Below are 25,735 nucleotides of genomic sequence, written 5' to 3'. Positions count from 1 at the left end.
AGCTATACAGCCCTTTTAAATTAATCAATCTCTGCTACTTGCTGTTTTAGTTGAGCAAAAATATCTTTAACTGGCATAATCTTGTCGACTTTTCTCATATTATTGCCAGAGAACACCAAACCTGTTTCTACATCACCTTGTTGTGCACGAGAAAGAGCACGGATGATACAGAATTTATGGGAACAATGTTTCAAACAGTTATCACACACCGTTGGAGGTGCTACAGTACCGTCTAATACAGATTCAGCAAATTTATTTTTAATTGCTTGTCCAGGCAAACCTACAGGACTTTGAATCAATACAATATCCTCAGGATTAGTAGCCCGTACATACATTTTTTTCAATTCGTCAGATGCATTACATTCATCAGAAGCAGCAAAACGGCTACCCATTTGAACGCCACTAGCACCTAATTTCAACATTTCTACGATGTCACGACCATCAAGAACACCACCAGCACCAATAACTGGAATGTTTTTAACAGCAGCTACCACCTCTGGAACGATTTCTCGAGCGGAACGATCCGTCCCCAAGTGGCCACCAGCTTCGCAACCTTCTACGATTACTGCTGCTGCACCTAAACCTTCAGAAATGCGAGCTAATTTTGCGGACGAAACAATTGGTACGATTGGCGTACCAGACTCTTTGCCCATTGCGAACATATCTCTTGAAAAACCAGCACCTGCTACTACAAGATCAATGCCCTCTTCGATGGCAGTTTTAACTAAGCCAGCAAATTGTGTTGCGGCTACCATCGCATTTATACCAATAATACCCGTAGGTGATAATTTTCTAGCTAATTGTATTTCGTATCGTAATTCATCAAACGGCAAACCGGATGCTGCAATAAGGCCGATACCACCTTCATTTGCAACGGCTGCCGCCAAGCGAGCTGTAGACAATCTAATCGCCATACCACCTTGAATAATAGGTACTTTGGCCACTAGATTCCCAATGCGAAGTTCAGGGAGCTTCACTATCAAATCCTCCTGTAAATAAAACCGGTTGGGAGGCCACTCGGCCTCCCGTACGGCTGAATTGTCAGCTTTACAGCTTATTTAGCAGAATCAATATATTCTACTGTATCCTTAACGGTTTTGATTTTTTCTGCAACATCGTCAGGGATTTCAACATTGAATTCTTCTTCGAATGCCATGATCAATTCAACGATATCTAAGGAGTCAGCGCCTAAGTCGTCGATGAATGTAGAATCAATGGTAACTTCAGCTTCATCAACGCCTAATTGTTCCACAACGATTGCTTTTACTTTATCGAAAGTGTTCATTGGTGGTTCACCTCCTTTCAAAGTGTATTTATATATAGTCTAATTTTGAAACTACATCACCATACCACCATCTACATTGATGACTTGGCCTGTAATATAGTTAGCAAAATCGCTAGCAAGGAATGTTGCTACTGTCGCAACTTCTTTAGCATCAGCCATACGGCCCAATGGGATTTCTGCAACCATAGCTTCTTTAACTTTTTCTGGTAATACATCAGTCATATCAGTATTGATAAATCCTGGTGCAATAGCATTAACAGTAATGCCACGACTTGCTAATTCTTTAGCACAGGATTTAGTAAAACCAATTACACCAGCTTTAGATGCTGCGTAGTTAGTTTGACCCGCATTACCCATAACGCCTACAACAGATGTCATATTGATAATATGACCAGAACGTTGTTTCATCATGATTTTAGATACTGCTTTAGTTACTAAATATACACCTTTTAGGTTGATATCTATAACAGCATCAAAATCTTCGTCTTTCATACGCATTAATAAACCATCACGCGTAATCCCCGCATTATTTACGAGAATATCAATGTGGCCAAACTCTTTATGAGCTTCTTCCACCATGGCTGCAACTTCATCAGCATTAGCTACATTAGCTTTAATTTTAATGGCTTTACGGCCTAAAGCTTGTACAGCTTCAACAGTTTCTTGAGCTGCACCTTCGCTACCGCTATAGTTAACCACCACATCAGCACCAGATTGTGCTAAATTGATGGCTACAGCGCGACCAATGCCACGGGATGCGCCAGTTACAATGGCTACTTTACCCTCTAAATGCATTTTATCGAACCCCTTTCAAAAATTCAAGCGTTTTCTCTAAGGATGCAATGTCTTCAACATTGGCTAATTCCATATCTTTATTAATCTTTTTAGTAAAGCCAGTAAGTACTTTACCAGGACCTACTTCAACGAATCGAGTTACACCAAAGTTAACCATTTCAGCTACGCAGTCTTCCCACAATACAGGGTTTGCAGCTTGTGTAACTAAGGATTCTTTAATATCGTTTGCATTAGTCAAAATTTTACCTGTCACATTTGCTACTACAGGGATTTGAGCATCGCTCACTTGGATTTTATCCAACTCTTCTTTTAAACGAAGAGCTGCAGGTTCCATCAAACGGCTGTGGAATGGAGCACTTACAGGAAGCATAACAGCACGTTTTGCACCGGCTTCTTTCATCTTTTCTGCTGCAGTTTCTACCGCTGCTGTTTCACCAGCAATAACAATTTGACCTGGGCAGTTGAAGTTAACTGCTTGCACAGAACCAACAGAATCGTTAACCTCTTTACAAATTTCTACAACTTGTTCACGAGGTAAAGCTAGAATTGCTGCCATAGCACCTTTGCCCAATGGCACAGCTTCTTGCATATATTCACCGCGTTTATGAACAACATACACAGCATCTTTAAAATTCAATACACCTGCCGCTACAAGAGCACTGTATTCACCAAGACTATGACCACCTACGATATCAGGTGTAAAGCCTTGTTCTTTAAGAACTTCATAGCAAGCTACAGATGCAGTTAAAATAGCTGGTTGTGTATTAGCTGTTTTAACAAGTTCAGTATCAGGACCTTCAAAGCACAATTTGGAAATAGAGTAACCAAGTGCTTCATCAGCTTCTTCAAAACGTTGTTTCACAATAGGATATGCATTGTACAAATCTTGTAACATGCCTACTTTTTGGGAACCTTGACCAGGAAAAACAAATGCCGTTTTCATAAGGGCCTCCTTATTTACCAAGACCTTGAAGGTTTTTAATTACAGTTTCAGTTTCAGTCATAATATCTTTGATAATAGTTGCACATGGTTTAACATCTGTTAACATACCAGAGATTTGACCGATCATTACAGAACCTTCTTTTACATCACCTTCAATAGCAGCTTTACGAAGTGTACCTGCACCTAAATTTTCTAACTCTTCTTTGGAACCACCGCTAAATTCAAGGGATTTATATTTATGAGCTAATGCATTATCAATGATACGTACAGGATGACCTGTTGTTAAACCAGTCATAACAGTAGCACGATCTTTTGCTTTCAATACTGCAGTTTTATAGTTTTCATGAGCAATACATTCTTCGGATAATACGAATCGCGTACCCATTTGTACTGCTTGAGCGCCTAATGCAAATGCCGCAGCCATACCACGGCCATCCGCAATACCACCAGCAGCGATAACTGGGACATCTACAGCATCTACTACTTGTGGAATCAATGCCATAGTAGTAATATCGCCTACGTGACCACCAGATTCTGTACCTTCTGCGATAATTGCATCAATACCACCACGTAACAAGCGTTTTGCAAGTAATACGGAAGCAACTACAGGGATTACCTTTGTACCGATTTCTTTTAAAGCTGGAATGTACACGCCAGGATTACCAGCACCTGTTGTAATTACAGGAACGCGTTCTTCCACAACTACTTCCATAACTTCTTTAACAAATGGAGACATGAGCATAATATTACAACCAAATGGTTTGTTTGTGCGCTCTTTTAATTTGTGAATTTCATTACGGAAAATATCAGGAGGCATATGACCAGCCCCAATGATACCAAGGCCACCCGCTTCGGAAACAGCTGCCGCTAATTCTGCAGTACCGAGCCAAGCCATACCACCTTGTAAGATTGGGTACTCAATCTGCAATAAATCACAAATGTCAGTCTTAATCATCTTGATGTGTCCTCCTTAATACCATTTCAAGACAAGGCTAGCCCATGTAAGGCCTGCACCAAATCCTGCAAACGCAACATTATCGCCGCGTTTGAAACGCCCTTCACGATTAGCTTCGTCCAAAGCTATCGCTACAGACGCGGCAGATGTATTACCATACTTATGTAAATTAACAAATACTTTTTCCATCGGCATATGTAAGCGTTTTGCAGCCGAATCAATAATACGAATATTTGCTTGATGTGGAATGAAGAAATCCAACTCATTAAGTTCCATTCCAGCTCGTTCTAAAGATTTTAAAACAGTACGCCCCATCGTTTTAACAGCAAATTTATATACTTCAGAACCATCCATATGAATGAATGTTAAACCTTCTTCAATGCGTTGGTCATTGGCAACTACGGCTGTACCACCTGCAGGAATACAAAGAGATGGACCACCAGTACCGTCGGCACCCATATCAACACCTTTAATCCCATAACCTTCAGGGACTTCAGATACTACTGCGGCACCAGCGCCATCACCAAAGAGGATACTTGTACTACGATCCTTCCAATTTACTCGACGGGAGAGAATTTCAGCGCCCACAACGAGCACCTTTTTGTATAAACCGGAGCTAATATAGCTAGCTGCAGTAATCAATCCATATACAAAGCCAGAGCATGCAGCTTGTAAATCATAGGCCGCTGCATTCTTAGCGCCTAAATTCGCTTGTAATACACAAGCGGCTGAAGGAATAATCATATCCGGTGTTAAGGTAGCAAAAATAATCACGTCTATATCTTCGGCACTAACCTTAGCCATTTGCATAGCTTTTTTTGCTGCCTCAGTCGCCATATAGGATGTATTCATACCTTCCGGTGCAATGCGTCGTTCCTCAATACCAGTACGTTCTCTAATCCATTGGTCATTGGTATCAACCATTTTTTCTAGATCAAAGTTTGTTACTACATTGTCAGGAAGGAAGCTCCCAGTACCAATGATTCCAACCGGTTTACTCATCATAGTCATACTTCAAGGCTCCTTCAATATCCATTGTTTCTCTTATGTGTTGAATAATTTTACGTTCTACTAAATCACTAGCAATTTCAATAGCAGTTTTAATCTCTTTAGCTTTGGAGCTACCATGAGCAATCATAAACACCCCGTTAACCCCTAAGAGTGGAGCACCACCATTTTCTGTGTGATCTAAGCGTTTTGCCATCTTTTTTAAAGCTGGCTTTACAAGCATAGCACCAATTTTGGCAAAAATACTACCTGCCATAATGCTATCCTTCACTAATTGTGTAAGACCTGTTACCAAGCCTTCTGCGAATTTAAGTACCACATTACCGACAAAACCATCGCAAACAACAACATCTACGACCCCTTTGGGAATATCACGGCCTTCAATATTACCACTGAAATTAATAGTTTTCATACGTTCCAAAATTGGATATGTGGCTAGAACGACATCGTTCCCCTTAGTGGCTTCTTCGCCAATATTTAATAACCCTACTGTAGGTTCTTCTTTACCTAATAAAAGTTTTGCATATTCAGAACCCATCAATGCACCTTGTACAAGATGTTTTGGTTTACAATTTGAGTTAGCACCAGAATCTAACATAACAGTAATACCACTAACTGTTGGCATCGGGGTTGCAATAACTGGGCGATCAACCCCCTTAATACGACCGAGGCCAAACAATGCAGCTGCTACAGCAGCACCTGTGCTACCAGGAGCAATCACGGCATCGCAAACATTATCACGAACTAAAGATGTTGCTACCACAATGGATGCGTCCTTTTTCTTACGCAATGCTTGTCCTGGATGCTCATCCATACCGATAACTTGACTGGCATGATGTACAGAAATGCGTGGATTCTTAGCTTCATTCCTAGCTTCTAATATATTAAAAATTTGCTGCTCATCGCCGACGAGCACCACTTCAATGTGTTCATTTGCTCGTACGGCTTCAATAGATCCTAGTACAGTCTCCAATGGAGCAAAGTCGCCACCCATGGCGTCTATTGCAATTTTCATAATCTACACCCTATTCTCTACGGATTCCATAATAAATTTTGCGCGAAATACTTCTTTTATTTTATCTCGTATAATGACCCAAATAAAGAACTTATTACCACGGCGACGCACAATTTCTGCTTTTGCCACCAAATTAGTACCAGCTCCAACTGGGTTTTTATATTTTATATTTCCAACCTCCGCAGAACAAACAGTAGTCCCCATGACTACCTTTGCGAGGGAATTTGCTTGAGCATATAAATACTGTGGCTCTACATATCCAAATCGATCTTCCATGTCAGAAGTAGTACGTAGCATTGATAAGGCTTGTTGTCCTTCCGTAACATCGATCAGTTCACCAACCACTTCGTACGGTACATGTTCTACCGCTTCTTGTGATTGACCTGTAGCCATGACGCGTATGCGTTCACGCAATTCAGGAATGCCCAACTCTAGACGATCTAGACGAATCGTTGGCACACTTACATTAAAATGCGTAGCCAATTCTTCATCAGTAAGAAATGGCGTAATATTCAGTTTTTCTTGTAACTGCTTCTGGCGCTCTTGCTTCTTTAACCGACTCATGGGACCACCTTTTATGACCTAGTATTAATATTACATCCTAAGTATATACAATAATTCCCTTGTTGGCAAGGCTTTTCATACATATAGTAACAGATTTTCTACATATATACCAAATATAGTTATTATTTTATATTTAAGTATCTTTTTGTTTATAAAAGTATAAAAAAATGCCACTATTCTACAGCTTTATATTACTATAAAATAATGGCACTGACTAATGCATATCAAGTATATTAAGTTATATATTACTAACAGTATACAAAAAAGACGCCTACTACAGTAGGCGTCTTTTTAGCTCACATATTAAGCATTAGCTACTACTTGCTCACCTTTATAGTGACCACATGTAGGGCAAACACGATGAGGCATCATAGGTTCGTGGCATTGTGGGCATGCTACATAACCAGGAGCTTCCAATTTCCAATTAGCACGACGGCGATCGCGACGGCATTTAGACAATCTACGCTTAGGTACTGCCATTATCTGCACCTCCTTAGTACAATCATTAGGACAATCTATCATCTTTCTCATCAAGCAAAGCACGTAACTCTGCAAATCGAGGATCCACCACAAAGGATTCACAAGAACAAGGTGAAACATTTAAATTTGCTCCGCAATGAACGCACAATCCTTTGCAATCATCCTGACATAACACTTGAGAGGGCTCATTGATGATTAATGTATCCCTAATTAGTTCAGTTAAGTCAATTTCCTCTCCATCGAAAGGAATCACATCTTCAGTAGACTCTCTAGAGTCACTAAAGATTTCCTCAAAGGAATCCTTACGATCTTGCTCTGTTGTAGTTAAACAACGAGAACATTCGTAAGCGCCTTTAGACTCTATCGAACCTTGAACGATGTAATTTTGACCATCAAACCAAAACTCACCATTAATGGTTATATCATGACGGCTCCAAGGAAAAGCAGTTACGTCACCAAGCTCAGAGGATGGTATCGTATAGCTATAAGGAAATTTCTTTCCTATATGTTCTTTTGCTTGCTCTACTTGCAGTTTCATAATCTTACCTCGACTCATAATATTATAAACATGACATAGTGCTTTGTCAAATAAAAAAGACTATCTTAAGCGGACTCAAGATAGTCTTTTTGGTAAGTCAATTACATTTTTTCGAATTGGTCTTTACCAACACCGCAAATTGGGCAAACATAATCAGCTGGTTGATCTTCGAATTTTACGCCTTCAACAGCTTCATCATAAACCCAACCACATACTACGCATACGTATTTTTCCATGTGTATTTCCTCCTTCACTTGAAAATTATTGTTTAATGTTTATCTTTTATAATTCAGATACTCTATCTGTAATGTAGTATATCAAAGATATCGAAACTTTTCAATACTCATTTTCTTAATTTCTCATTTTTCCTAATATTTAAAAAGCATATATAATATGCGGATTTGTGTTACGTATTAATTTGAAATCTATTATCATTTAGATGTTTTTATATTCAATTCCCCAAAAATTTTCTTCATCACTATCCCTCTATCAATATAAATAATAGACTTTATTATATCAACAGTTTTTGTCGTATTAACGAAAATATTTACCCAAGGTGTACATAATTTATATATTATACTATTATATATAAGAGAATATAGTAATATTATATTCAAAAACAAATAAACTAATAACTTATTATATAAGTATGTACTTATGAACATTACTTCTCTATGCGATATACGTATAATAAGAATTTTACTATCTTACTATGAACTATTGATTAGAGAAATCATCATTTATTTTGTTATCATAGGAGGATTTATGAGAACAGCTTTAACGGAACTTTTACAAATTGAATACCCTATTATCCAAGGTGCTATGGCTTGGGTATCTGAACACAAATTAGTTGCTGCCGTTGCTAATGCTGGTGCAACAGGTGTTATCGCCCTTGGTGGCCGCGATGCTGAATGGACTCGTAATGAAATTCGTGCATGTAAAGAATTAACAGATAAACCTTTCGGTGTTAACCTTATGTTAATGGCTCCTAATAAAGATGAGTTAGTAAATGTGATTATCGAAGAAAAACCTGCATTTGTAACTCTCGGTGCTGGTAACCCTGTACCATATATCAAACCGCTCCAAGAGGCTGGTATCAAGGTTATCCCTGTAGTACCTTCCCTTAAATTGGCTAAACGTATTGAAGAAGCTGGTGCTGATGCTATGATTGTAGAAGGTATGGAAGCTGGTGGTCATATTGGTAGCCAAACAACAATGTCTTTAATGGAAAATATTTTGCCAGAAATCAGTATTCCAGTTGTTGTAGCAGGCTCTATCGTTGATGGTCGTGGTCTTGCCGCAGCTTTATTAATGGGTGCACAAGGTGTACAAATGGGTTCTCGCTTCTTATTAGCAGAAGAATGCCAAGCACATCAAAATATGAAAGAAGCAATTATCAAAGCAACAGATACCGATTCTGTTGTAACTGGTCTTCGCTCTGGTCACGGTGGTGTCCGTAGCTTAAAAAACGAATTCACGACTCGTTACCTAGCTGCAGAAACTGATGGTGTTACTACACCTGAAGAGCGTACAAAAATGTCTCAAGGTACTAATAAACGCGCCGCTATTGATGGCGATGTAGTAAACGGAGCCGTACAAGTTGGTCAAGCCTTGAATCGTCTTGTAGCTATCGAACCAGCTCATACAATTGTTCAAACAGTAATGAACGAAGCAATTATGTCTATTCGTAAGGCTCAACGCCTTATTGAAATTGTTTAATGAATCAGGAGTACTATATGTTACCATTTCATGGAAAATATCCAAAATTAGATCCTAAAAGTTGCGTCATGCCCGGTGCTGAACTTGCTGGTGATGTAGAGCTTAAAGAATATGCATCTATTTGGCAAAACTGTGCACTTCGTGGTGACGTAAACAAAATTGTAGTAGGTCGTTATTCTAATGTACAAGATAACTCTGTTTTGCATGTGGACGACGATAAAGCATGTATCTTAGGTGATTATGTAACAATCGGCCACGGTGCAATTGTTCATGCAAGCACAATCGAAGATAATGTTTTAGTTGGTATGGGAGCTATTGTGTTGAGCGGTTGTCATGTTGGCTCTGGCTCTATTATCGCGGCTGGTGCAGTAGTAAAAGAAAATACTGTAATCCCTCCAAACTCCTTAGTAGTTGGTATTCCAGCCCGTGTTGTTCGCACAGACGAAACACAAATCGAACGCATTCACAATCAAGCTTTAAAATATAAACACTTGTGGACAATTGAGTACGGTATGCTTCCTGATGCAGGTGGCGAAGAATACGATAAAAACGCTAAAATCGTATAAATGCATATATAAAAGTTACACAAAAAACAAAAGCGGATAGTTAATAAACAACTATCCGTTTTTATTTTTTATGGCAAACAGAACTTAGCTTTCAAAATAACTAAATATAGCCTTATAAGTTAGTAGACTATCCAAAATGATACATTGATAAACATTCTAGTTCGATAACTATTTACTCGTTTTTAATTTGGCCTGAACAATTTGTTCCACCATAAGTGCTGTGCCCATGGTCAAGGCTATAGGGAAGAACATCTCTACGGAAAATCTAGTCAACTCAAGCATAAATACGCAAGATGTTATAGGCATCTTCTGTGCTAGTCCTAAAAATGCTACAGCACCGATAAAGGCAGCCATTCCTAATGATATAGGAGCTACAGCAATAGACCAAAAAGTACCAAATACTATGGCTAACGTACTTCCCAACATCATAGATGGAGTAATACGCCCACCATAAGCTCCAGCTGCTAATGCGAGCAATACCGCTACCCACTTAGAACCAAATAATCCTAATGCATAAGTCCATGTAATATCATTAGCAAATGTTAATTCGTTCCCAGCCTTACCATTCCCTAAAATTTCAGGGAAATACATAGCTAAGGCACCAATAATTGTAAACGCAACGATAGATATTGGGATCATAACAGGACTGCTACGATGAATAGAAGGTAACTTACCTTGAGTAATATTAAATAAAACTACACCTAAAGCAACAATAGCGCCCAAGGCGATAGAGAATTCTACATAGTGACTGCCCAAGCTAGGTTGAGCCATTGTATATTGAATGACATCCCCTACACCAGCTTGTCGAGTTACAAAAGTTGCTAATCCACAGCATATAAGTGCAGCACTCATTACGCGTATATTCCAAGTAAGGAGCAAGGTTTCTAACGTAAAAATTGCCGCCGATAATGGTGAATTATAAACTGCTGCTAAGCCCGCGCCTGCAGCACAAGCAATCAATAATTGGCGATCTTCTTGTTTTATGTCAAAGTGCTTAACTAAAAAAGTTGTAATCCCCGCACTTGCTTCACGAGGGGCTACTTCTCGCCCTAAAGGTGAACCTATAGCTACCGTAATAATTTGTAAGGTTGCATGTAAAACAGTAGTGATGGGATTCATCTCCATCTTACCGGAAACCGCAGTTTTAATATCTACAACACCTTTACCATATCGGTGAATAAGAAACCAGCCCACACCACCTATGAGACCACAAATAATAAGTGGTATCAATCGTTCTACTGGGGATACTCGTTCTACAGCAGCACCAAAGCTCATATGATCTGCAGAAGAATAATTATATACAAAATGCTGAATACTATGCATTAAATGTGTATAAGAAGCCCCTACTAATCCCGCTATAAAGCCAACAACAATTATGAGACCTATTAAACGTTTATCAAATGCCATACTTACTCCATTGCTAATACAATTTCACCAGTTTCTAATGTTTTCTTAACATCTATAATACGTTGATTAGATGAACCTCTAAATCGTAATGCTGGATCTTTAAGTTCATCTACAAATCGACCATCTACGAGGATATCAATTTCCTGTATTAAAGCACTTCTCAACTCATCCTCTAAAATATCATCTATTTCATACCCTGAATAGGCCCAAATTTTCTTTTCCGGTGCAGCCCCTCGTACAGCTCTTACTACAGGTAATAAACCTTGTACATTTTGGAAAGGCTCTCCACCCAATAAAGTTAAACCTGAACAGTTAGGATTCTTAACATAAGAGACAACTAGATCTGTTTCAGCTTGTGTCCATACTTTACCGGCATTAAAATCTTGGTATTCTTCATTAAAACAGTTGTAACAACAATGTGTGCATCCAGTCACAAAGATAGATGTACGAATTCCTTCTCCATTGGCAATATCATATTGTCTTATTTGCCCATATCTCATAATTACCTCCATAGTAGTGCATATCAACTTTGATCAACACTATATAGATATATTTCAATTTTTCACATGTATAGTAAAAGCTGTGCCCTAGGCACAGCTTTTACCATGTATAGAATTATAATAATAAACAGTGATGCTATCTATTATTAGATATGCATTACACGATCTTTGATTTCTTTCGTACGGCCTTCATTCCAGAAGTTCTCACCCAAATAACCACAAGTACGACGAATAACAGTTAATTTATCACGGTTTGTGTTATGGCAACGAGGACATTCCCACTCATTATTTTCATTGACCTTAATTTCACCATCAAAACCACATTCATGACAGTAGTCAGACTTGGTATTAAATTCAGCATAAGAAATATGGTCATAAATATATTGAATCATAGTCAAAACGGCTGGAATATTATTAGTCATATTTGGAATTTCTGCATAGGAAATACAACCACCAGTTGATTTCTTTTGGAATTCAGATTCAAAATTAAACTTATCAAATACATTGATTTCTTCCCGTACATTTACGTGGTAACTATTAGTGTAATAGCCTTTATCAGTAATATCTTCAATTACACCAAAACGAGCACGGTCTAATGAAGAGAATCGATTTGTTAAGCTTTCAGCAGGCGTACCATATAAACCAAAACCAAGATTATGTTTATCATGCCATAGGTTAATAGCATCGTTTAAACGATCCATAATTTTCATTGCAAATACACGGCCTTTTTCACCTGTATTGGATTCACCTGTAATCAATCGAGTTGCTTCATAAATACCGATATAGCCAAGAGAAATCGTTGCATAACCACCAGTAAGGAAACGACCGATTTTTTCTCCTTTTTTAAGGCGTGCAATGGCACCATGTTGCCAGTGAATTGGAGACACATCACTCACTACATCTTTCAAAAGATTGTAGCGTAATAACAATGCTTTTTCTGCTAATTCAAGACGTTTATCTAAAATTTCAAAATATTTTTCTTCACTACCACGAGCCAAAATACCAATTTGTGGCAAGTTTAAGCTTACAACGCCCATGTTAAAGCGTCCATCAAATTTATAGTTTCCTTTTTCATCCTTCCAAGGAGATAAGAAAGAACGGCAACCCATTGGACTAAATACATTTCCTTCATAGTTTTCCTTCATTTTTTTAGCGGAAATATAATCTGGGTACATCCGTTTAGCTGTACATTGTGCAGCCAATTCAGTTAAGTAATAGTATGGGCTATCTGGTGTTACATTATGTTCATCAAGAACATAAATCAATTTAGGGAATGCCGGTGTAATATATACATCAGCTTCATTTTTTACACCTTTAATTCGTTGACGCAAAATCTCTTCTGTAATAAGAGCAGCTTCCTTAGCATATTCATAATCAGGTTTAAAATACATGAACAACGTAACAAATGGAGACTGACCATTTGTAGTCATCAATGTATTGATTTGATACTGGATAGTTTGAATACCATCCTTAACCTCTTTACGCGTACGTTTCCATGCGATTTCACGAGCCTTTTCCATATTTGGTTCCATCCCGTAAATCTCAACTTGTTCTTCAATAACATTGTTGAGGATTTTTTCGTAAGATTTACGTACGAATGGCGCCAAGATGCGATCGATACCATTGATACTTTGACCGCCGTATTGACCAGATGCAACTTGGGCAATAATTTGCGTTGTTACTGTACATGCAACTTGGAAGGATTTAGGTGTATCAATTTTCTTACCATTAATAACCGTACCATTTGTTAGCATATCTTCCAAATTGATCAAGCAACAGTTAAACATAGGCTGGATAATGTAATCCATGTCATGGAAGTGAATAGCACCACTATCATGGGCTTCTAAAATATCTGTAGGAATTAATTTACGACGCGCAATATCCTTAGATACTTCACCGGCAATTAAATCACGTTGTGTAGATACAATAGCAGCATCCTTATTAGAGTTTTCATCGAGAACGCTGACATTACTGCGGTCTAATAAACCAATTACATCATCATCTGTAGTATTTTGACGACGTTTAAAAGCTTGCACAGCTTTGTAACCTTCATAGGCACGTGCCGTTGCAGGATTATGATACTCAATCAACTTATAATACACTTGATCTTCAATAGCATAAATTGTCATGTCCTTTTGGAGCTTTGTAGCATATTCTTCAATTTCATCAGCAATACGCTGTGCCAACCCCTCTTCGTACAACCCTGTACTACTATGCTCGGCTTTTTCTATAGCCAAAGCAATTTTGTTTTTGTCGAAAGGTACCTTTGTACCATCCCGTTTAATGACCTGCAACATATTGGCAACCTCCCCATTTTGTTACCGCTGAAATATATGTTATGACAAAGAAAAAAGTATGGTATACCATACTTTTATAAATTTATATGTAAAAATGTAAAGAATTATTAGTAAACTCTCTATTTTTACCGCTAACTCAGTATACTATATATGGTGGTTGTTTTCAAGAACAAATACTATATAAAGTAAAAATAGGTTCTTTCAGCCATGCTAATATAGCATGAATAAAAGAACCTATTTAAAATTATAATGTAAACCCAAATAGACGAGTCAAGAAGTTAGATTTTTGACCTACCCAACTAGAAGGAACAGTAGGATAGAATGTGCGATCAGCTAAAAGATCGCGCTCATTGAGATGAATATTTGGCAACAAATCTTTTTTGTATGTACTGTCTAGTTTAGAAATAGCTTCTACATACCCTTGATGCGCTTGTACATCACTTTCACTACAATAACCAGTGCCAAAGAAGTGAATTAATCCATTACGATATAGTTCGATTGCTCTATGATAATTAGCATTACTATGATTAAAGGATGCCATGTTACATTGAATTAAAATCCCTTTATCTACCCATTCCAATAACTGTTCTGGTTTTGTAAATAATTGGCGATGCGTTTCTACTTCACTAATGATAGGAACAATGCCCATATCTAGTAAGCTTAGCAACCATGCATTAATATGGTGAACCTTACTATTTTCAGGTAATGCTACTAACATAAAATGGCTATTACCCAACAAATACTGATTGCGATGAGCAACGATATATTCAACCATTTCATCACAAAGTAAAACGCGAGCACCACTGTGAATAGTAACATCTACTTGTTGCTCACCTACTGCAAGTTTTACATCATTCAATGTTGTTTCCATTTCATCCCAAGTATTCATATCCATAGATACTATTACATCAGGTGTACTGAAAATATCTGTAATTCCTTGTTCAGCCAAGGATTTTATCATTTTTACTGATTCTGCCATTGTTTGTGGCCCTTGAGGCCCTAACACAGCTGGCAAAATGCAACCATGTAAGTCAACCACGCGATTCATATTCTTTCCCTTCTACTTACGATAACCCCTTACAGAAATCGTTCCCTTTATAAAGTTCATGTTTATCTCATTTATTTTTCATTTTCTATTCATGATTATACCAAGGGAAAAGTCGCTTGTACAGTGGTTTTTATATAAAAATAGATAAATTATAATATGTTCATTTAATATATTTTTTAAATTTTCATTTTATCTTCATTAAAAATACCTCATAATCGCTAAGATTATGAGGTATTTTTCACTCATCTGTATATTATTAACAATTTAATTTTTAAATGTCCTTCTCTTATACCTGATATAATAGACTAATTTTACCACTAGAATACCAATAACAACACCTACTGTGTCTATCAAAATATCAGAGAACTGAGAGCTACGACCTGGTGAGAATAATTGTATAAATTCATCAAGACAAGCTATCAACATTCCTAAACCTATCGTTTTTATTACTGTACCATATGTAATATATTGACGTAGAATTGCATATAAAACACTACCAAGAATTGTAAACTCTGTGAGATGTGCTAATTTTCGAACAATCCTATTCAAGATCCATATATTTCCATGAAAGCCTAATTCATTTGCTATAGGAACAAAAGTCTCTGCAAAAAGCAAACTAAATCCATCTGATGATCCACCATTCTGCATCGAATTATCCCATATAAAAAATACTATTAGCCCTAACAGGATATATAGTATCCAACGTTTCATACTACTCTCCTAAACGCCACAATACATATACTCACATTAATCGCGGTCAAAAATGTCTCTTGTGTAAACTTTATCCTTCACATCTTCTAAACTCTTATCCCATCGATTAGCTACTATGACATCACTAACACGTTTAAAGTCTTCAAAGTTACGAATCACAGGGGAATTAAAGAAGTCTTCTGCATCAAGAGTCGGTTCATAAACAACTACTGCAATCCCCTTAGCTTTAATTCGTTTCATTACACCTTGAATCGCAGATGCTCTAAAGTTATCAGAGTTCATTTTCATAGTCAAGCGATAGATGCCAACAATTTTTGGATTCTTTCCTATAATAACATCTGCTATGTGATCCTTGCGAGTTCTATTAGCATCAACAATAGCAGAAATCAAATTTTGTGGAACATCATTATAGTTAGCTAATAATTGCTTAGTATCTTTTGGTAAGCAATAACCGCCATAACCAAAGGATGGATTATTATAGAAGTCGCCTATACGAGGATCTAAACAAACACCATTAATAATCTGGCTTGTACTAAGACCACGAACTTCGGCATAAGAATCCAACTCATTAAAGTAAGCAACGCGCAATGCTAAATAAGTATTAGCAAATAATTTAATAGCTTCTGCTTCCGTAGAATCCGTATACAATTGAGGCACATTTTCTTTGATGGCACCATCAGCTAATAGTTGACCAAAACAACGAGCCCTTTTAGAGTCTTCTCCTACCACTATACGAGAAGGATGTAAATTATCATATAAAGCTTTACCTTCACGTAAGAACTCTGGAGAGAACATCAAGTTCTCTGTATCGAATTCTTTACGCATTTGAGCTGTATACCCAACTGGTACTGTTGACTTGATAACCATAACAGCATCTGGATTGATATCTAATACTGTTTTGATAACTTGCTCTACAGAAGATGTGTCAAAAAAATTCTTTTGAGGATCATAATTAGTAGGGGTCGAAATAATAACATAATCAGCACCTGTAAAAGCCTCTACAGGATCTAAGGTAGCTTTAAAGTTTAATTTTTTAGTAGCCAAGTACTCTTGCAATTCTGCATCTACAATAGGTGACTCTTTGCGATTTAACATTTCTACCTTTTCAGGAATAATATCGAGGGCTACTACTTCATTATGTTGTGCTAATAAAACACCATTTGAAAGGCCTACATAGCCGGTCCCAGCAATTGCAATCTTCATTTATTTGCCCTCCGTCATATAAAACTCTTTATACCATATAGCAAATTTCCGTAACCCTTCACGTAAAGATGTATTTGGCTTGAATCCAAAATCTTCTTCTAGAGCACTTGTGTCTGCATAGGTAACAGGTACGTCGCCTGGTTGCATCGCCACTAATTCTTTATGGTCTTCAAAATTATAATCCTCTGGTAATACGCCAGCTGCAACTAATTCCTCTGAAAGAATACGCACAAAATCTAGAAGATTTTCAGGATGACTATTGCCAATATTATAAATAGCATACGGAGGAACTGGTAAACCATCGGCACCGTTGCGACGTTCTGGAGCCGCACACATCACCTTAGATACGCCCTCTACTATATCATCGATATAGGTAAAGTCACGTTTACAGTTACCATAGTTAAAGATTTTTATAGTGCCACCGCTCCGCAACGTGTTAGTAAAGCCAAAGTACGCCATATCCGGACGCCCCGCTGGACCGTACACAGTGAAGAAACGAAGCCCTGTACTAGGTATGTTATATAACTTGGCATACGAATAAGCCAATAATTCATTCGATTTTTTAGTAGCTGCATACAGAGAAACTGGGTTATCTACTTTATGCTCTGTAGAGTATGGAATTTGTTTGTTCGCACCGTATACGGAGGAGGATGATGCATATACTAAATGCTCTACTCCACTTTCACCATTATCATAAGAATGACGACAAGCCTCTAATATATTGTAGAAACCAATAATATTAGACTCGATATAAGCATCGGGGTTCGTAATAGAATAACGCACACCCGCCTGTGCTGCTAAGTTAACAACAACACGTGGTTTATAAGTAGAGAAAATTTCTTCGATAAAGGCCTTATCTGCAATATTCCCTTTTTTAAATACCCACGCATTTTTATTATCTTTGCACATCTCATCAATTTGTTGCAATCGATAATCTTTTAAGGCCACGTCATAGTAATCATTAACAGAATCTATGCCGATAATTTGAGTTCCTTCTGCTTCAGATAACAGGGACATAACAAGATTAGCCCCTACAAATCCAGCGGCTCCCGTTACTAGGATCACCGTGTTGTTTAAGTCTACATTTTTTGAAAGCATATGTACTCCTTTCATAGTTCTGTTAATTATGATCGTCTTACTTTACTTAATAATTTATCAACGCCAGAAGTGATAATAGTGCGCTCAGATGGTATGAGATATAAGATAACCACATACAATACAACGCATAAAATCATACAAGCTATAGTCCACCATACCGCATCATATAAATGTAAAATACTATATGCAAGAGCACCAACAATAGATGCAGTAATTAGATATACACCTATATTAGTAATCACCCGAAGGGCACTTATATGTATAAATAATGCTAAGAAAATCATGGCAACCATTAACATTTCCATGCGTACTATTGAACGAGCATAGACAAATGTACTAAAGTCATACTGAATACAAATATAAATGACCGGTATTAATACAACTAAATGTAATATTTGAGTCCAGAATGATAAATTAGGAACTCCTTTTGCACGGAATACTTCAGAAATCAAATTCGCTGTTACTGTCATAATAGCGGAACTCAAGGCCCAAGATCCCAATACAATACCTGCTAACTTCCATTGTGGTCCCAATAAGAGATCAACAACAAAGTCTTGGAATACAAACAAGCCTATCCCTATAGGTACTAAAAAAAGAGCCATATAGCGTTGGAAGGTAAAGAATGTATTGGAAAATGCCTGTTCATCCTGTTGAACTCGACTTAAAGCGGCAAATAATACAGGCGCTAAAGATGAAGTAGCCATAGCCATGACAGTTGTAACAATAGCCATAGGCATTTTATAGATCCCTAAATAATAGGCATCCAAAAAGCGACTAATAATGAAGGTATCCACCCATGCAGTAAGCCAAATAGAAAATGCTTCAGCCAATGACCATGCACTATAACTAAACATGTTCATAAAGACTCTAGAACTAAAGAAGAGATGGATTTGATTTTTCCTACTCTTCAATAAGGCCAAAGCCGTAAATAACTGAGCCCCTAACATACCAGCGATTAAAGACCAATAGTCATATCCCATGAGCGCCATAGGTATGGATATCAATATAGGAGTCAGAATTGTGATGAGCCGAATGTTAAGAAGAAACTTAAAGTTAAAGTCCCGTCTATACAATGCCATTTGTACACTACTGAAAGCAGAGAGCGGAATCATGGCCCCCATTATGGCCAACGGTATGCCTAAGCCATCATTTCCAACTAATACGGCCAGTTCATCACGACCGACTATAATAGCCCCCCACAAGAGTAAAGAAAGAACTAAGTTAGCAATAAAAGCTACATCTGTAGCCTCCTGTTTTTCTTTATCACTTTGAAACTCATGCTGTACAAGAAATTTTTGGAATCCCGCATCAGCTAGCATTTCTGCAAAGGATATAACCATCATAATTGTTGCCAATATCCCAAATGCCGTAGGTGCTAGCATATGGGCCAATATTATATTTGTTAGTGGTGTAATAAGCTTTGCTAAAACCTCTGTTATGACAGACCATTTAGCAGCAGCTACTATTTTTGTATCCATTATTTTTTATTGATATTCTTAATGCCCCGCAAGAATAATTCATGGTGAGCTTCACATTCCAAGTAATTTTGAATTGCTAAATAACTTGTTTTTCCTAAAATAAGTTGTATTAATTTTCGTCCAAATAATCCATTTATTGCACGAATGATAAAAGATCTACCTAAAAATTCACGCAAATATCGCTTTACATGAGTATCAGCAAAATCCTTATATGCTTGAGCAACAAAATGAGCATCTCTAATGTTTTCACTTCGCTTTTTATATTCCGTCAATGTTTCCATGGCTTCCGATTCAGTAGCCAAACGGGTGCCCCTTTCGGTACCACGAATTGGCACTTCAGATACAATAAAACTATCCTTTGTAGCCTCTACACTGATTAATAAGGAATCTTTTACAAACTCCTTATGATGTATATAGGATTCGGAGTTAAAGATAAAGTTACCTTGGCCATAAATAATAGTCCCCTTACCATAGTCCTCACGAGAACCTATACAATGACTATGTTGGCAAATTACAAGATCTGCCCCTTTATCAACAAATTTTCTGCAATATCTTTGTAACATTGGCGATGGATAGCGATAAAACTCCTTCCCACCATGATATAGGACGATAACATAATCACAAGTTTTCTTTAAAGCTTCTACATCATCGAAGCTCTCTAATACATCAAATGGATTAGCCCCCATTGTATGACAAGAAGCAACGGTAAACTCATGTTCTGCACATAAGTAAAATCCTATACGTATACCTTCTTTTTCAAAGATAAATGGCTTTTTAGCTTCCTTTACATTGGCACCAGCACCTGCATTTTTAATACCATGCTTTTTTAATAGCTCTAATGTAGTTGTTAACCCTTCTACTCCATGATCTAAGCAATGATTATTAGCCAGTGTTAAAAATATAGGCTCTAAAGCTTTATATCCGTAAATTGTTTTTGTGGGCGACTTTAAATTATTACCAAATTTATCAATCGGAGTAGATGCATCAGTTAAGGGCACCTCTAGATTAAACACATTTAAATTAGATTGATTAAAGAGGCCTAACAATTCTTTACCAACTAAAGCTTCTACATTACTAGTTTCAAATAATTCTCTGTTTATATCCGTAGGGACAAAATCAGCCCCGATGTACATTTTCAAGATGTAACCACTCTCCCAATTCATAATCTTTTGTCATAGGACAAAACTGCTCTAATCCCGCACCAGGGAAGAACGTTAACTCTCCAATATACAGTCGTCCCTTTATTTCATAGAAATCAACACGTAAAAACGGACAATCCTTACTTAGCTCAGCTGTGAGACGTTTCATCTCCTCATAAGTAGCTGGCTTCGGAAACTCCGTAGATAATGGAGGATAATGGCCAAAATGAATCCCCATAGGCTCCCAATTGATATCATAAAAGTTCATACGCGTTCCAGTCTTTGAAAAGCGATCTGAACATACTACAGTTAGCTTTGGCTCTCCATGGAAGGAATACATCTTATAGTCTAATAAATCATCATTGCCCAATTCTGAAATATATTTTTCTGCTATAATACGACGCGGTACATTCTGATAAGCCCATTCTCTGGCAATTTTAGAATAATCACGTTTTAGAGATGCTCTTAACTTTGCTTTAGCTGCCTCTCGATCAAGGGATGACTTATCTTTACAAATAACGATGCCCCCACTATCATGTGTACATTTCAAAACAAATTGATTAGGCAATGCATCAAAGTCGATATCCTCTACGGAATCCCAAACAGCCAGTGTGGGAATTATATATTGATCGCCTACACGGTGAGCAATAAAATGTTTAGCCTCATGCTTATCTACCATTACTGTTTGTATAGGCTCTCTATAATTAACCTTTAGCCATTGTAATTTTTCGCTGAAAGTTTTTGGATTCTCTAAGTCTAAAGGATATCCCATGTATTTAGGAAATACCTTCTTTAAAAACTCTTCATCCGATAAAGAGTCATAATAACCCAATTTAATCAATACTCGCGTGCGATAGTAAGGTTTTGTTAAAAAGGACATGCCAACTTTACACAACTTGCTGAGCTTCATTTTTACGTCCTTTCCGGAGCAATTGCACCTCTAAATAAAACATCATCATATAAAAATATGTACTCTTACTTTCATAAGAAACCATGCCCATATCCATAACGATTTGAGAAAGGAACAAAATCAGTACCATTACGTATTCATTACTATGAAAGTTCCGATAACGAATTAAGTTATAGGCAATGTATATATACATTGAGTAATATGCCAATAAGCCGATTACCCCTGTACCTGCTAATAGTTCAATATAGTTATTATGTAAGTAGTAATTCTCTTTACCGTATACGAAATAGGTAAATACTGAAGGGTTATTTACGCCAACCCCAGTTATAGGGGATTGATAAAATAAATCCCACCCAATATCAACCAAAGCCATACGGATAATAGTTGATGAATCGCCACCAGTACCAGAAAAGGCATCCACCATACTCGACATACGGTCTAGTACCTCTGAAAACATAGGCAATTGTAAGACTGCAATACCAACTAACGTAAGAGCCAATAAGGACCCTATAATTTTCACAATAGAATTCACTACATTAGCACTGCGTAAACTTTTAAATACAAATAGCAATACTGTACCAACAACAACAAATACTAAAGCTTTACGACTACCAGTAGCTGCTAGAATACCCAATGTAGGTAAGGCTATAATATTCCACCAACGAGGTCGATCGTACAGCATGTAATACAATGTCATAACGATAGCATTGGCACCTAATAGACCGACTGTATTCGCATTTAATGCATCATTGGCAATACGTGCAGAAGATGACAAGACCGTAATAAAGTAATCTAAACCATAGAAATATACTGTGTAAAAACAAACTATATAACCGGTCCACATACCGATTTTTAATAATGTGTCCACCGATTTTTTATCTTGATAACACATGTATAAAATGATAAGCATAAAGAATATCTTAACGATATCAAAACTTCGACTAAGTGCTACAGATGGCTCAATAGCATTAATAGTACTCAGATAACAGGCTCCAATAAAGAGCAGCATATAACCATGCATCCAAGTAAACCTAAATTTTATAACTCCCTGCTCTCGTATGAGATAAAAAATAATAAGTCCAAATAGGCATACAAATAATACATAGGCACCATAATTCGCATCGCCAAGGGCAAAGGAAATGGTCAACGACAACACTAAAAAAATTAGAGTTATGAACCATATCATGCGGTCAGCAATAGCCGTTATATTTAACTTCAATGGTTCTCCTCCTTACAACTCATAAAACATCTAACCAACGTTTAGCAATTTTACATAGTGGAAATTTATCACGCACCTTGATAGCTTCCTGTGAAAGTTTTGCTGCTAATGCAGGGTCTTTCAGAATACTGCGCATAGCTTCATACATAGCCTTTGTATCTCCTACAGGTACCAAGATACCATTCTCTCCACTATTTATTACCATACGAGCACCACCTACTGGACAGTCTGTAACTACAGCAGGCAAGCCCATGCCAAGTGCTTCTAACATAGAGTTTGAAATACCTTCAAAATCAGATGATGAAACATACATAGAACAAGGTGCAACCTTCTCTAAAATATTACTAGCAAAGCCAGGTAATAAAATACGATTCTCTAAATTGAGCGCTTTAATTTGAGCACGTAGTTCATCCTCTAAAACACCTTGTCCATAAATAACAAGTTTATACTCTGGAAACTCATCTGCTAGCATACTAAAAGCATTAATCATCATAGGTAAATTCTTTTGAGGATGTAATCGACAGGCCGTAACAATCGTCTTCTCACGTTCCCCTTCTATTGGTGGTGGCAATTTACCATTAATAGGATTAGGAATGATAACACCACGTTCTTGTATAGATTTTGGGAAGTAAGAGCGAGCGTCTTCTGTTTGGAATACGAGAGCATCAGCAAATCTAAAGGCAAAATTACGCAATGCTTGTTGATGCCAACCAATAGGCACCTTGCGCGGATTATTTCGCTCCGAAAAGACAATGCGATTCTTCACAAACCAGGAACTAATAGCCAATATAAAGCTTGATGCAGACAAGAAAGATAGACATGTTGCATTCGGTCTAGTCTTTAAAATCTTTATTAGCTCTTTTATTTCCTGCATAAAGCGAATCACTTTATTAGAACTTGTGGTATGAATTTCAATTTGCTCTATCCCATTTTCTAAGGCATATTCATTACCATAACGATTGGGACTAGTTTGGATGACCGTAATATGATGACCATCATGCACCCATTGACGAGCTAACTCTGTTAAAATTCGTTCAGCTCCATCATTGCCAAGGGAGATGGTAACAATGATTATTTCCTTTTTCATAGTCCTTCCTCTTGGATATATTCTGCAAGTCTTACATAAGCCTGCGCCATTGTTACCTTAGGCTGCCAGCCTAAGGACTTTAATTTTTTTGAACTCAAGAACATGTGCACTGTCGGCGCATAGCCTAAGCCTTGTACATCTTCTGGAATATCAAAAATGACTTCACTCTTATCATGACTTACATGAGTTGCTACCAAATGCGCAATACTTGCTATAGATCGAGTTTCCTCATCATGACATACATTGTATGCTTCACCAGCTTCTCCGTCCTTCATAAGGGTTAAAATGCCCGTTAATGCATCAGTAATATAGCAATAATTAGACATAGAATCACCCTTTGTATGAAGTACAATATTTTCATTTTTTAGAGCACTCTTAGTGAATTGCATAAATACGCGATTATCTGAAACAGGAACACCAGGTCCAAAAGTTTGTGCCAATCGAGCTATAACAGCTGGAACGCCAAATTCTACGGCATAAGATTTACAATAACACTCACATAATCTTTTACTTTCAGAATAAGAGCTACGCACATTTAAATGATCTAAATATCCTAATCGCTCTTCAGTCATCACCTGTCCCGATTCATAAGGAACACCATACTGTTCCATACTCGATAGATACACAAGTTTCTTTACCGTTTTATGACGGCCTAGTTCTAGCATAGCTTCCGTCCCATGAATCGAAGTACGAATCGTTTCTACAGGATGCTCCATAAAGAACTTTGATTGTGTTGGTGCTGCACCATGTAAGATATAATCACAAGGCACATCAATAGATTCTAAAGAACCATCGATAAGTGTAATAGAATCATTATCTAAATAATCACCTAGAATAGCCTGTGCTTTGTTATGACTACGTACGTGACCTATTACCTGTATATCTAGACCATACGCTTCATTAGCAAGTATAAGCAGTTTTATAAACATAGAGCCAATGAGTCCCGTCGCACCTGTCACAAGAATACGTTGATGGCGGAGGAAATCAAAGTGCCTTTTATCTTGTAGTAAAGCTGCTAACTCGCGTTTAATAACGGAATTACTCATCTTGTAATCCTCCTAATTCGCGGTTTTTAATAATACCTGTGAACATATAATAATCAGATGGTGTAGTAATCTTTATATTTTCTGTTTCTCCTAATACTGGATACAAGGTGTATCCATAATGCATCATCATGGATGCAGAATCTATAAAATTATGGATACCTTCTGCTTTAGCTCTATCATGAACCGATAAAATATCATCTAGTTTAAAGCTTTGAGGTGCTTTTGCCATAAGGCATTCACTACGATTTAAAATTCGGTTTATAGAACCATTATCTGTAACCATAACGGTTTCAATAGCAGGTGTAACTGTAATAGCAGAACCCTTTGTTTCTACAGATTCAATATTCCTCTCTATTGTTGCCTTATCCACAAGTGGTCTAACACCATCGTGAATCAATACGGTAACCTCTTCATTAGGAAATAATCGTTTTGCCTCTGCCAATCCATTATATTGAGAGTCTAAAGCACTGTCTCCACCTGGAACAATGGATACAATTTTTTGTAAACCAGCCTCTTTGATGAGGTTTTTAGTATGATCAATCCACTCTGCTTTGCAAGCTAAAACAATGCCGTCAATAGAGTCGGTTTGTTCAAACACATCTAAAGTTTGAATCAAAATAGGTCTACCGTTCCATTCTAGAAACTGTTTTGGCGTCTTGCTGTTATTCATTCGAGCACCTACGCCACCCGCAAAGATTACTGCTATTCGTTTCATAGGCCCTCC

Annotated in this window: 27 protein-coding genes; 2 read left to right on the top strand and 25 right to left on the bottom strand. The window is 37.4% G+C overall.

Going from position 1 to position 25,735, the window contains the following annotated elements; genetic code table 11:
- Positions 1-20 precede the first annotated feature (20 nt).
- The 11 genes from O3607_RS00515 to O3607_RS00465 all read right to left on the bottom strand — a co-directional run bounded on the left by O3607_RS00515 (position 21) and on the right by O3607_RS00465 (position 7,819).
- Entirely contained in the window at positions 21-977 is a 957-nt protein-coding gene (locus O3607_RS00515) for a nitronate monooxygenase family protein (RefSeq protein WP_005386972.1), read from the bottom strand.
- Positions 978-1,054: 77 nt separating this feature from the next.
- A complete protein-coding gene (locus O3607_RS00510) occupies positions 1,055-1,285 on the bottom strand; it encodes an acyl carrier protein (RefSeq protein WP_004693441.1) in 231 nt (76 codons plus the stop codon).
- Positions 1,286-1,336: 51 nt separating this feature from the next.
- Positions 1,337-2,080: a 3-oxoacyl-[acyl-carrier-protein] reductase gene (gene fabG / locus O3607_RS00505; RefSeq protein ID WP_024066059.1), complete on the bottom strand. Its 744-nt coding sequence runs from the start codon at positions 2,078-2,080 to the stop codon at positions 1,337-1,339.
- Position 2,081: 1 nt separating this feature from the next.
- Positions 2,082-3,023, bottom strand: coding sequence for an ACP S-malonyltransferase (gene fabD, locus O3607_RS00500; RefSeq protein WP_039969254.1), 942 nt, complete (start codon positions 3,021-3,023; stop codon positions 2,082-2,084).
- Positions 3,024-3,033: 10 nt separating this feature from the next.
- Entirely contained in the window at positions 3,034-3,978 is a 945-nt protein-coding gene (gene fabK / locus O3607_RS00495) for an enoyl-[acyl-carrier-protein] reductase FabK (RefSeq protein ID WP_005386977.1), read from the bottom strand.
- Positions 3,979-3,993: 15 nt separating this feature from the next.
- Positions 3,994-4,989: a beta-ketoacyl-ACP synthase III gene (locus O3607_RS00490; protein WP_024066056.1), complete on the bottom strand. Its 996-nt coding sequence runs from the start codon at positions 4,987-4,989 to the stop codon at positions 3,994-3,996.
- On the bottom strand, positions 4,973-6,001 hold the full coding sequence (plsX, locus tag O3607_RS00485) for a phosphate acyltransferase PlsX (protein ID WP_060924753.1): 1,029 nt from the start codon (positions 5,999-6,001) through the stop codon (positions 4,973-4,975). The genes O3607_RS00490 and plsX overlap by 17 nt, the downstream gene beginning before the upstream one ends.
- A gap of 3 nt (positions 6,002-6,004) precedes the next feature.
- On the bottom strand, positions 6,005-6,565 hold the full coding sequence (fapR, locus tag O3607_RS00480) for a transcription factor FapR (protein WP_060924754.1): 561 nt from the start codon (positions 6,563-6,565) through the stop codon (positions 6,005-6,007).
- A 303-nt stretch (positions 6,566-6,868) separates the two neighbouring features.
- Positions 6,869-7,045: a 50S ribosomal protein L32 gene (gene rpmF / locus O3607_RS00475; protein WP_119206844.1), complete on the bottom strand. Its 177-nt coding sequence runs from the start codon at positions 7,043-7,045 to the stop codon at positions 6,869-6,871.
- A gap of 25 nt (positions 7,046-7,070) precedes the next feature.
- A complete protein-coding gene (locus O3607_RS00470) occupies positions 7,071-7,583 on the bottom strand; it encodes a DUF177 domain-containing protein (protein WP_119206846.1) in 513 nt (170 codons plus the stop codon).
- A gap of 101 nt (positions 7,584-7,684) precedes the next feature.
- Positions 7,685-7,819, bottom strand: a complete 135-nt coding sequence (locus O3607_RS00465; RefSeq protein WP_004693422.1) for a rubredoxin — start codon at positions 7,817-7,819, stop codon at positions 7,685-7,687.
- Between the two features lie 529 nt (positions 7,820-8,348).
- Here O3607_RS00465 and O3607_RS00460 point away from each other — a divergent pair.
- Both O3607_RS00460 and O3607_RS00455 read left to right on the top strand, forming a co-directional pair.
- On the top strand, positions 8,349-9,302 hold the full coding sequence (locus O3607_RS00460; RefSeq protein WP_371443159.1) for a nitronate monooxygenase: 954 nt from the start codon (positions 8,349-8,351) through the stop codon (positions 9,300-9,302).
- A 17-nt stretch (positions 9,303-9,319) separates the two neighbouring features.
- Positions 9,320-9,868 carry a gamma carbonic anhydrase family protein gene (locus tag O3607_RS00455; RefSeq protein WP_060924757.1) on the top strand — a complete coding sequence of 183 codons (549 nt, stop codon included), beginning with the start codon at positions 9,320-9,322 and terminating at the stop codon, positions 9,866-9,868.
- 168 nt (positions 9,869-10,036) lie between these two features.
- On the opposite strand, the gene O3607_RS00450 is transcribed toward O3607_RS00455, so the two are convergent.
- The 14 genes from O3607_RS00450 to O3607_RS00385 all read right to left on the bottom strand — a co-directional run bounded on the left by O3607_RS00450 (position 10,037) and on the right by O3607_RS00385 (position 25,726).
- Positions 10,037-11,275 (bottom strand): chloride channel protein, encoded by a 1,239-nt coding sequence (locus tag O3607_RS00450; protein ID WP_316120154.1) that lies wholly within the window; start codon positions 11,273-11,275, stop codon positions 10,037-10,039.
- Positions 11,276-11,277: 2 nt separating this feature from the next.
- Positions 11,278-11,775, bottom strand: a complete 498-nt coding sequence (gene nrdG / locus O3607_RS00445) for an anaerobic ribonucleoside-triphosphate reductase activating protein (protein WP_287499495.1) — start codon at positions 11,773-11,775, stop codon at positions 11,278-11,280.
- Between the two features lie 146 nt (positions 11,776-11,921).
- Positions 11,922-14,072, bottom strand: a complete 2,151-nt coding sequence (gene nrdD / locus O3607_RS00440; protein ID WP_257846644.1) for an anaerobic ribonucleoside-triphosphate reductase — start codon at positions 14,070-14,072, stop codon at positions 11,922-11,924.
- A 244-nt stretch (positions 14,073-14,316) separates the two neighbouring features.
- A complete protein-coding gene (locus O3607_RS00435) occupies positions 14,317-15,120 on the bottom strand; it encodes a CpsB/CapC family capsule biosynthesis tyrosine phosphatase (RefSeq protein ID WP_119209258.1) in 804 nt (267 codons plus the stop codon).
- Between the two features lie 264 nt (positions 15,121-15,384).
- The gene (locus O3607_RS00430; RefSeq protein WP_371443158.1) at positions 15,385-15,831 is read right to left on the bottom strand and encodes a VanZ family protein; all 447 of its coding nucleotides are present in this window, start codon (positions 15,829-15,831) and stop codon (positions 15,385-15,387) included.
- A 36-nt stretch (positions 15,832-15,867) separates the two neighbouring features.
- Entirely contained in the window at positions 15,868-17,034 is a 1,167-nt protein-coding gene (locus O3607_RS00425; RefSeq protein ID WP_371443157.1) for a nucleotide sugar dehydrogenase, read from the bottom strand.
- Entirely contained in the window at positions 17,035-18,132 is a 1,098-nt protein-coding gene (locus O3607_RS00420; RefSeq protein WP_039969261.1) for an NAD-dependent epimerase/dehydratase family protein, read from the bottom strand.
- A gap of 26 nt (positions 18,133-18,158) precedes the next feature.
- Positions 18,159-19,610, bottom strand: a complete 1,452-nt coding sequence (locus O3607_RS00415) for a lipopolysaccharide biosynthesis protein (RefSeq protein ID WP_005387002.1) — start codon at positions 19,608-19,610, stop codon at positions 18,159-18,161.
- Positions 19,610-20,773, bottom strand: coding sequence for a CapA family protein (locus O3607_RS00410; protein WP_303884808.1), 1,164 nt, complete (start codon positions 20,771-20,773; stop codon positions 19,610-19,612). The genes O3607_RS00415 and O3607_RS00410 overlap by 1 nt, the downstream gene beginning before the upstream one ends.
- Positions 20,727-21,659, bottom strand: a complete 933-nt coding sequence (locus O3607_RS00405) for an ATP-grasp fold amidoligase family protein (RefSeq protein WP_227720781.1) — start codon at positions 21,657-21,659, stop codon at positions 20,727-20,729. The genes O3607_RS00410 and O3607_RS00405 overlap by 47 nt, the downstream gene beginning before the upstream one ends.
- Positions 21,637-22,878, bottom strand: coding sequence for an O-antigen ligase family protein (locus tag O3607_RS00400; RefSeq protein WP_316120161.1), 1,242 nt, complete (start codon positions 22,876-22,878; stop codon positions 21,637-21,639). Before O3607_RS00400 ends, O3607_RS00405 begins: the two co-directional genes overlap by 23 nt.
- Before the next feature lie 19 nt (positions 22,879-22,897).
- Positions 22,898-23,965, bottom strand: a complete 1,068-nt coding sequence (locus O3607_RS00395; RefSeq protein WP_227720783.1) for a glycosyltransferase — start codon at positions 23,963-23,965, stop codon at positions 22,898-22,900.
- Positions 23,962-25,011, bottom strand: a complete 1,050-nt coding sequence (locus O3607_RS00390; RefSeq protein ID WP_227720784.1) for an NAD(P)-dependent oxidoreductase — start codon at positions 25,009-25,011, stop codon at positions 23,962-23,964. The genes O3607_RS00395 and O3607_RS00390 overlap by 4 nt, the downstream gene beginning before the upstream one ends.
- On the bottom strand, positions 25,004-25,726 hold the full coding sequence (locus O3607_RS00385) for a 2-C-methyl-D-erythritol 4-phosphate cytidylyltransferase (RefSeq protein WP_024066095.1): 723 nt from the start codon (positions 25,724-25,726) through the stop codon (positions 25,004-25,006). Before O3607_RS00385 ends, O3607_RS00390 begins: the two co-directional genes overlap by 8 nt.
- Positions 25,727-25,735: the final 9 nt, after the last annotated feature.

The sequence above is a fragment of the Veillonella sp. 20925_1_51 genome (genome assembly GCF_041431445.1).
Taxonomy (GTDB): Bacteria; Bacillota; Negativicutes; order Veillonellales; family Veillonellaceae; genus Veillonella; species Veillonella nakazawae.
The sequence above is the reverse complement of the archived record's forward strand: the minus strand, read 5'-3'. Positions and strand labels throughout refer to the sequence as shown.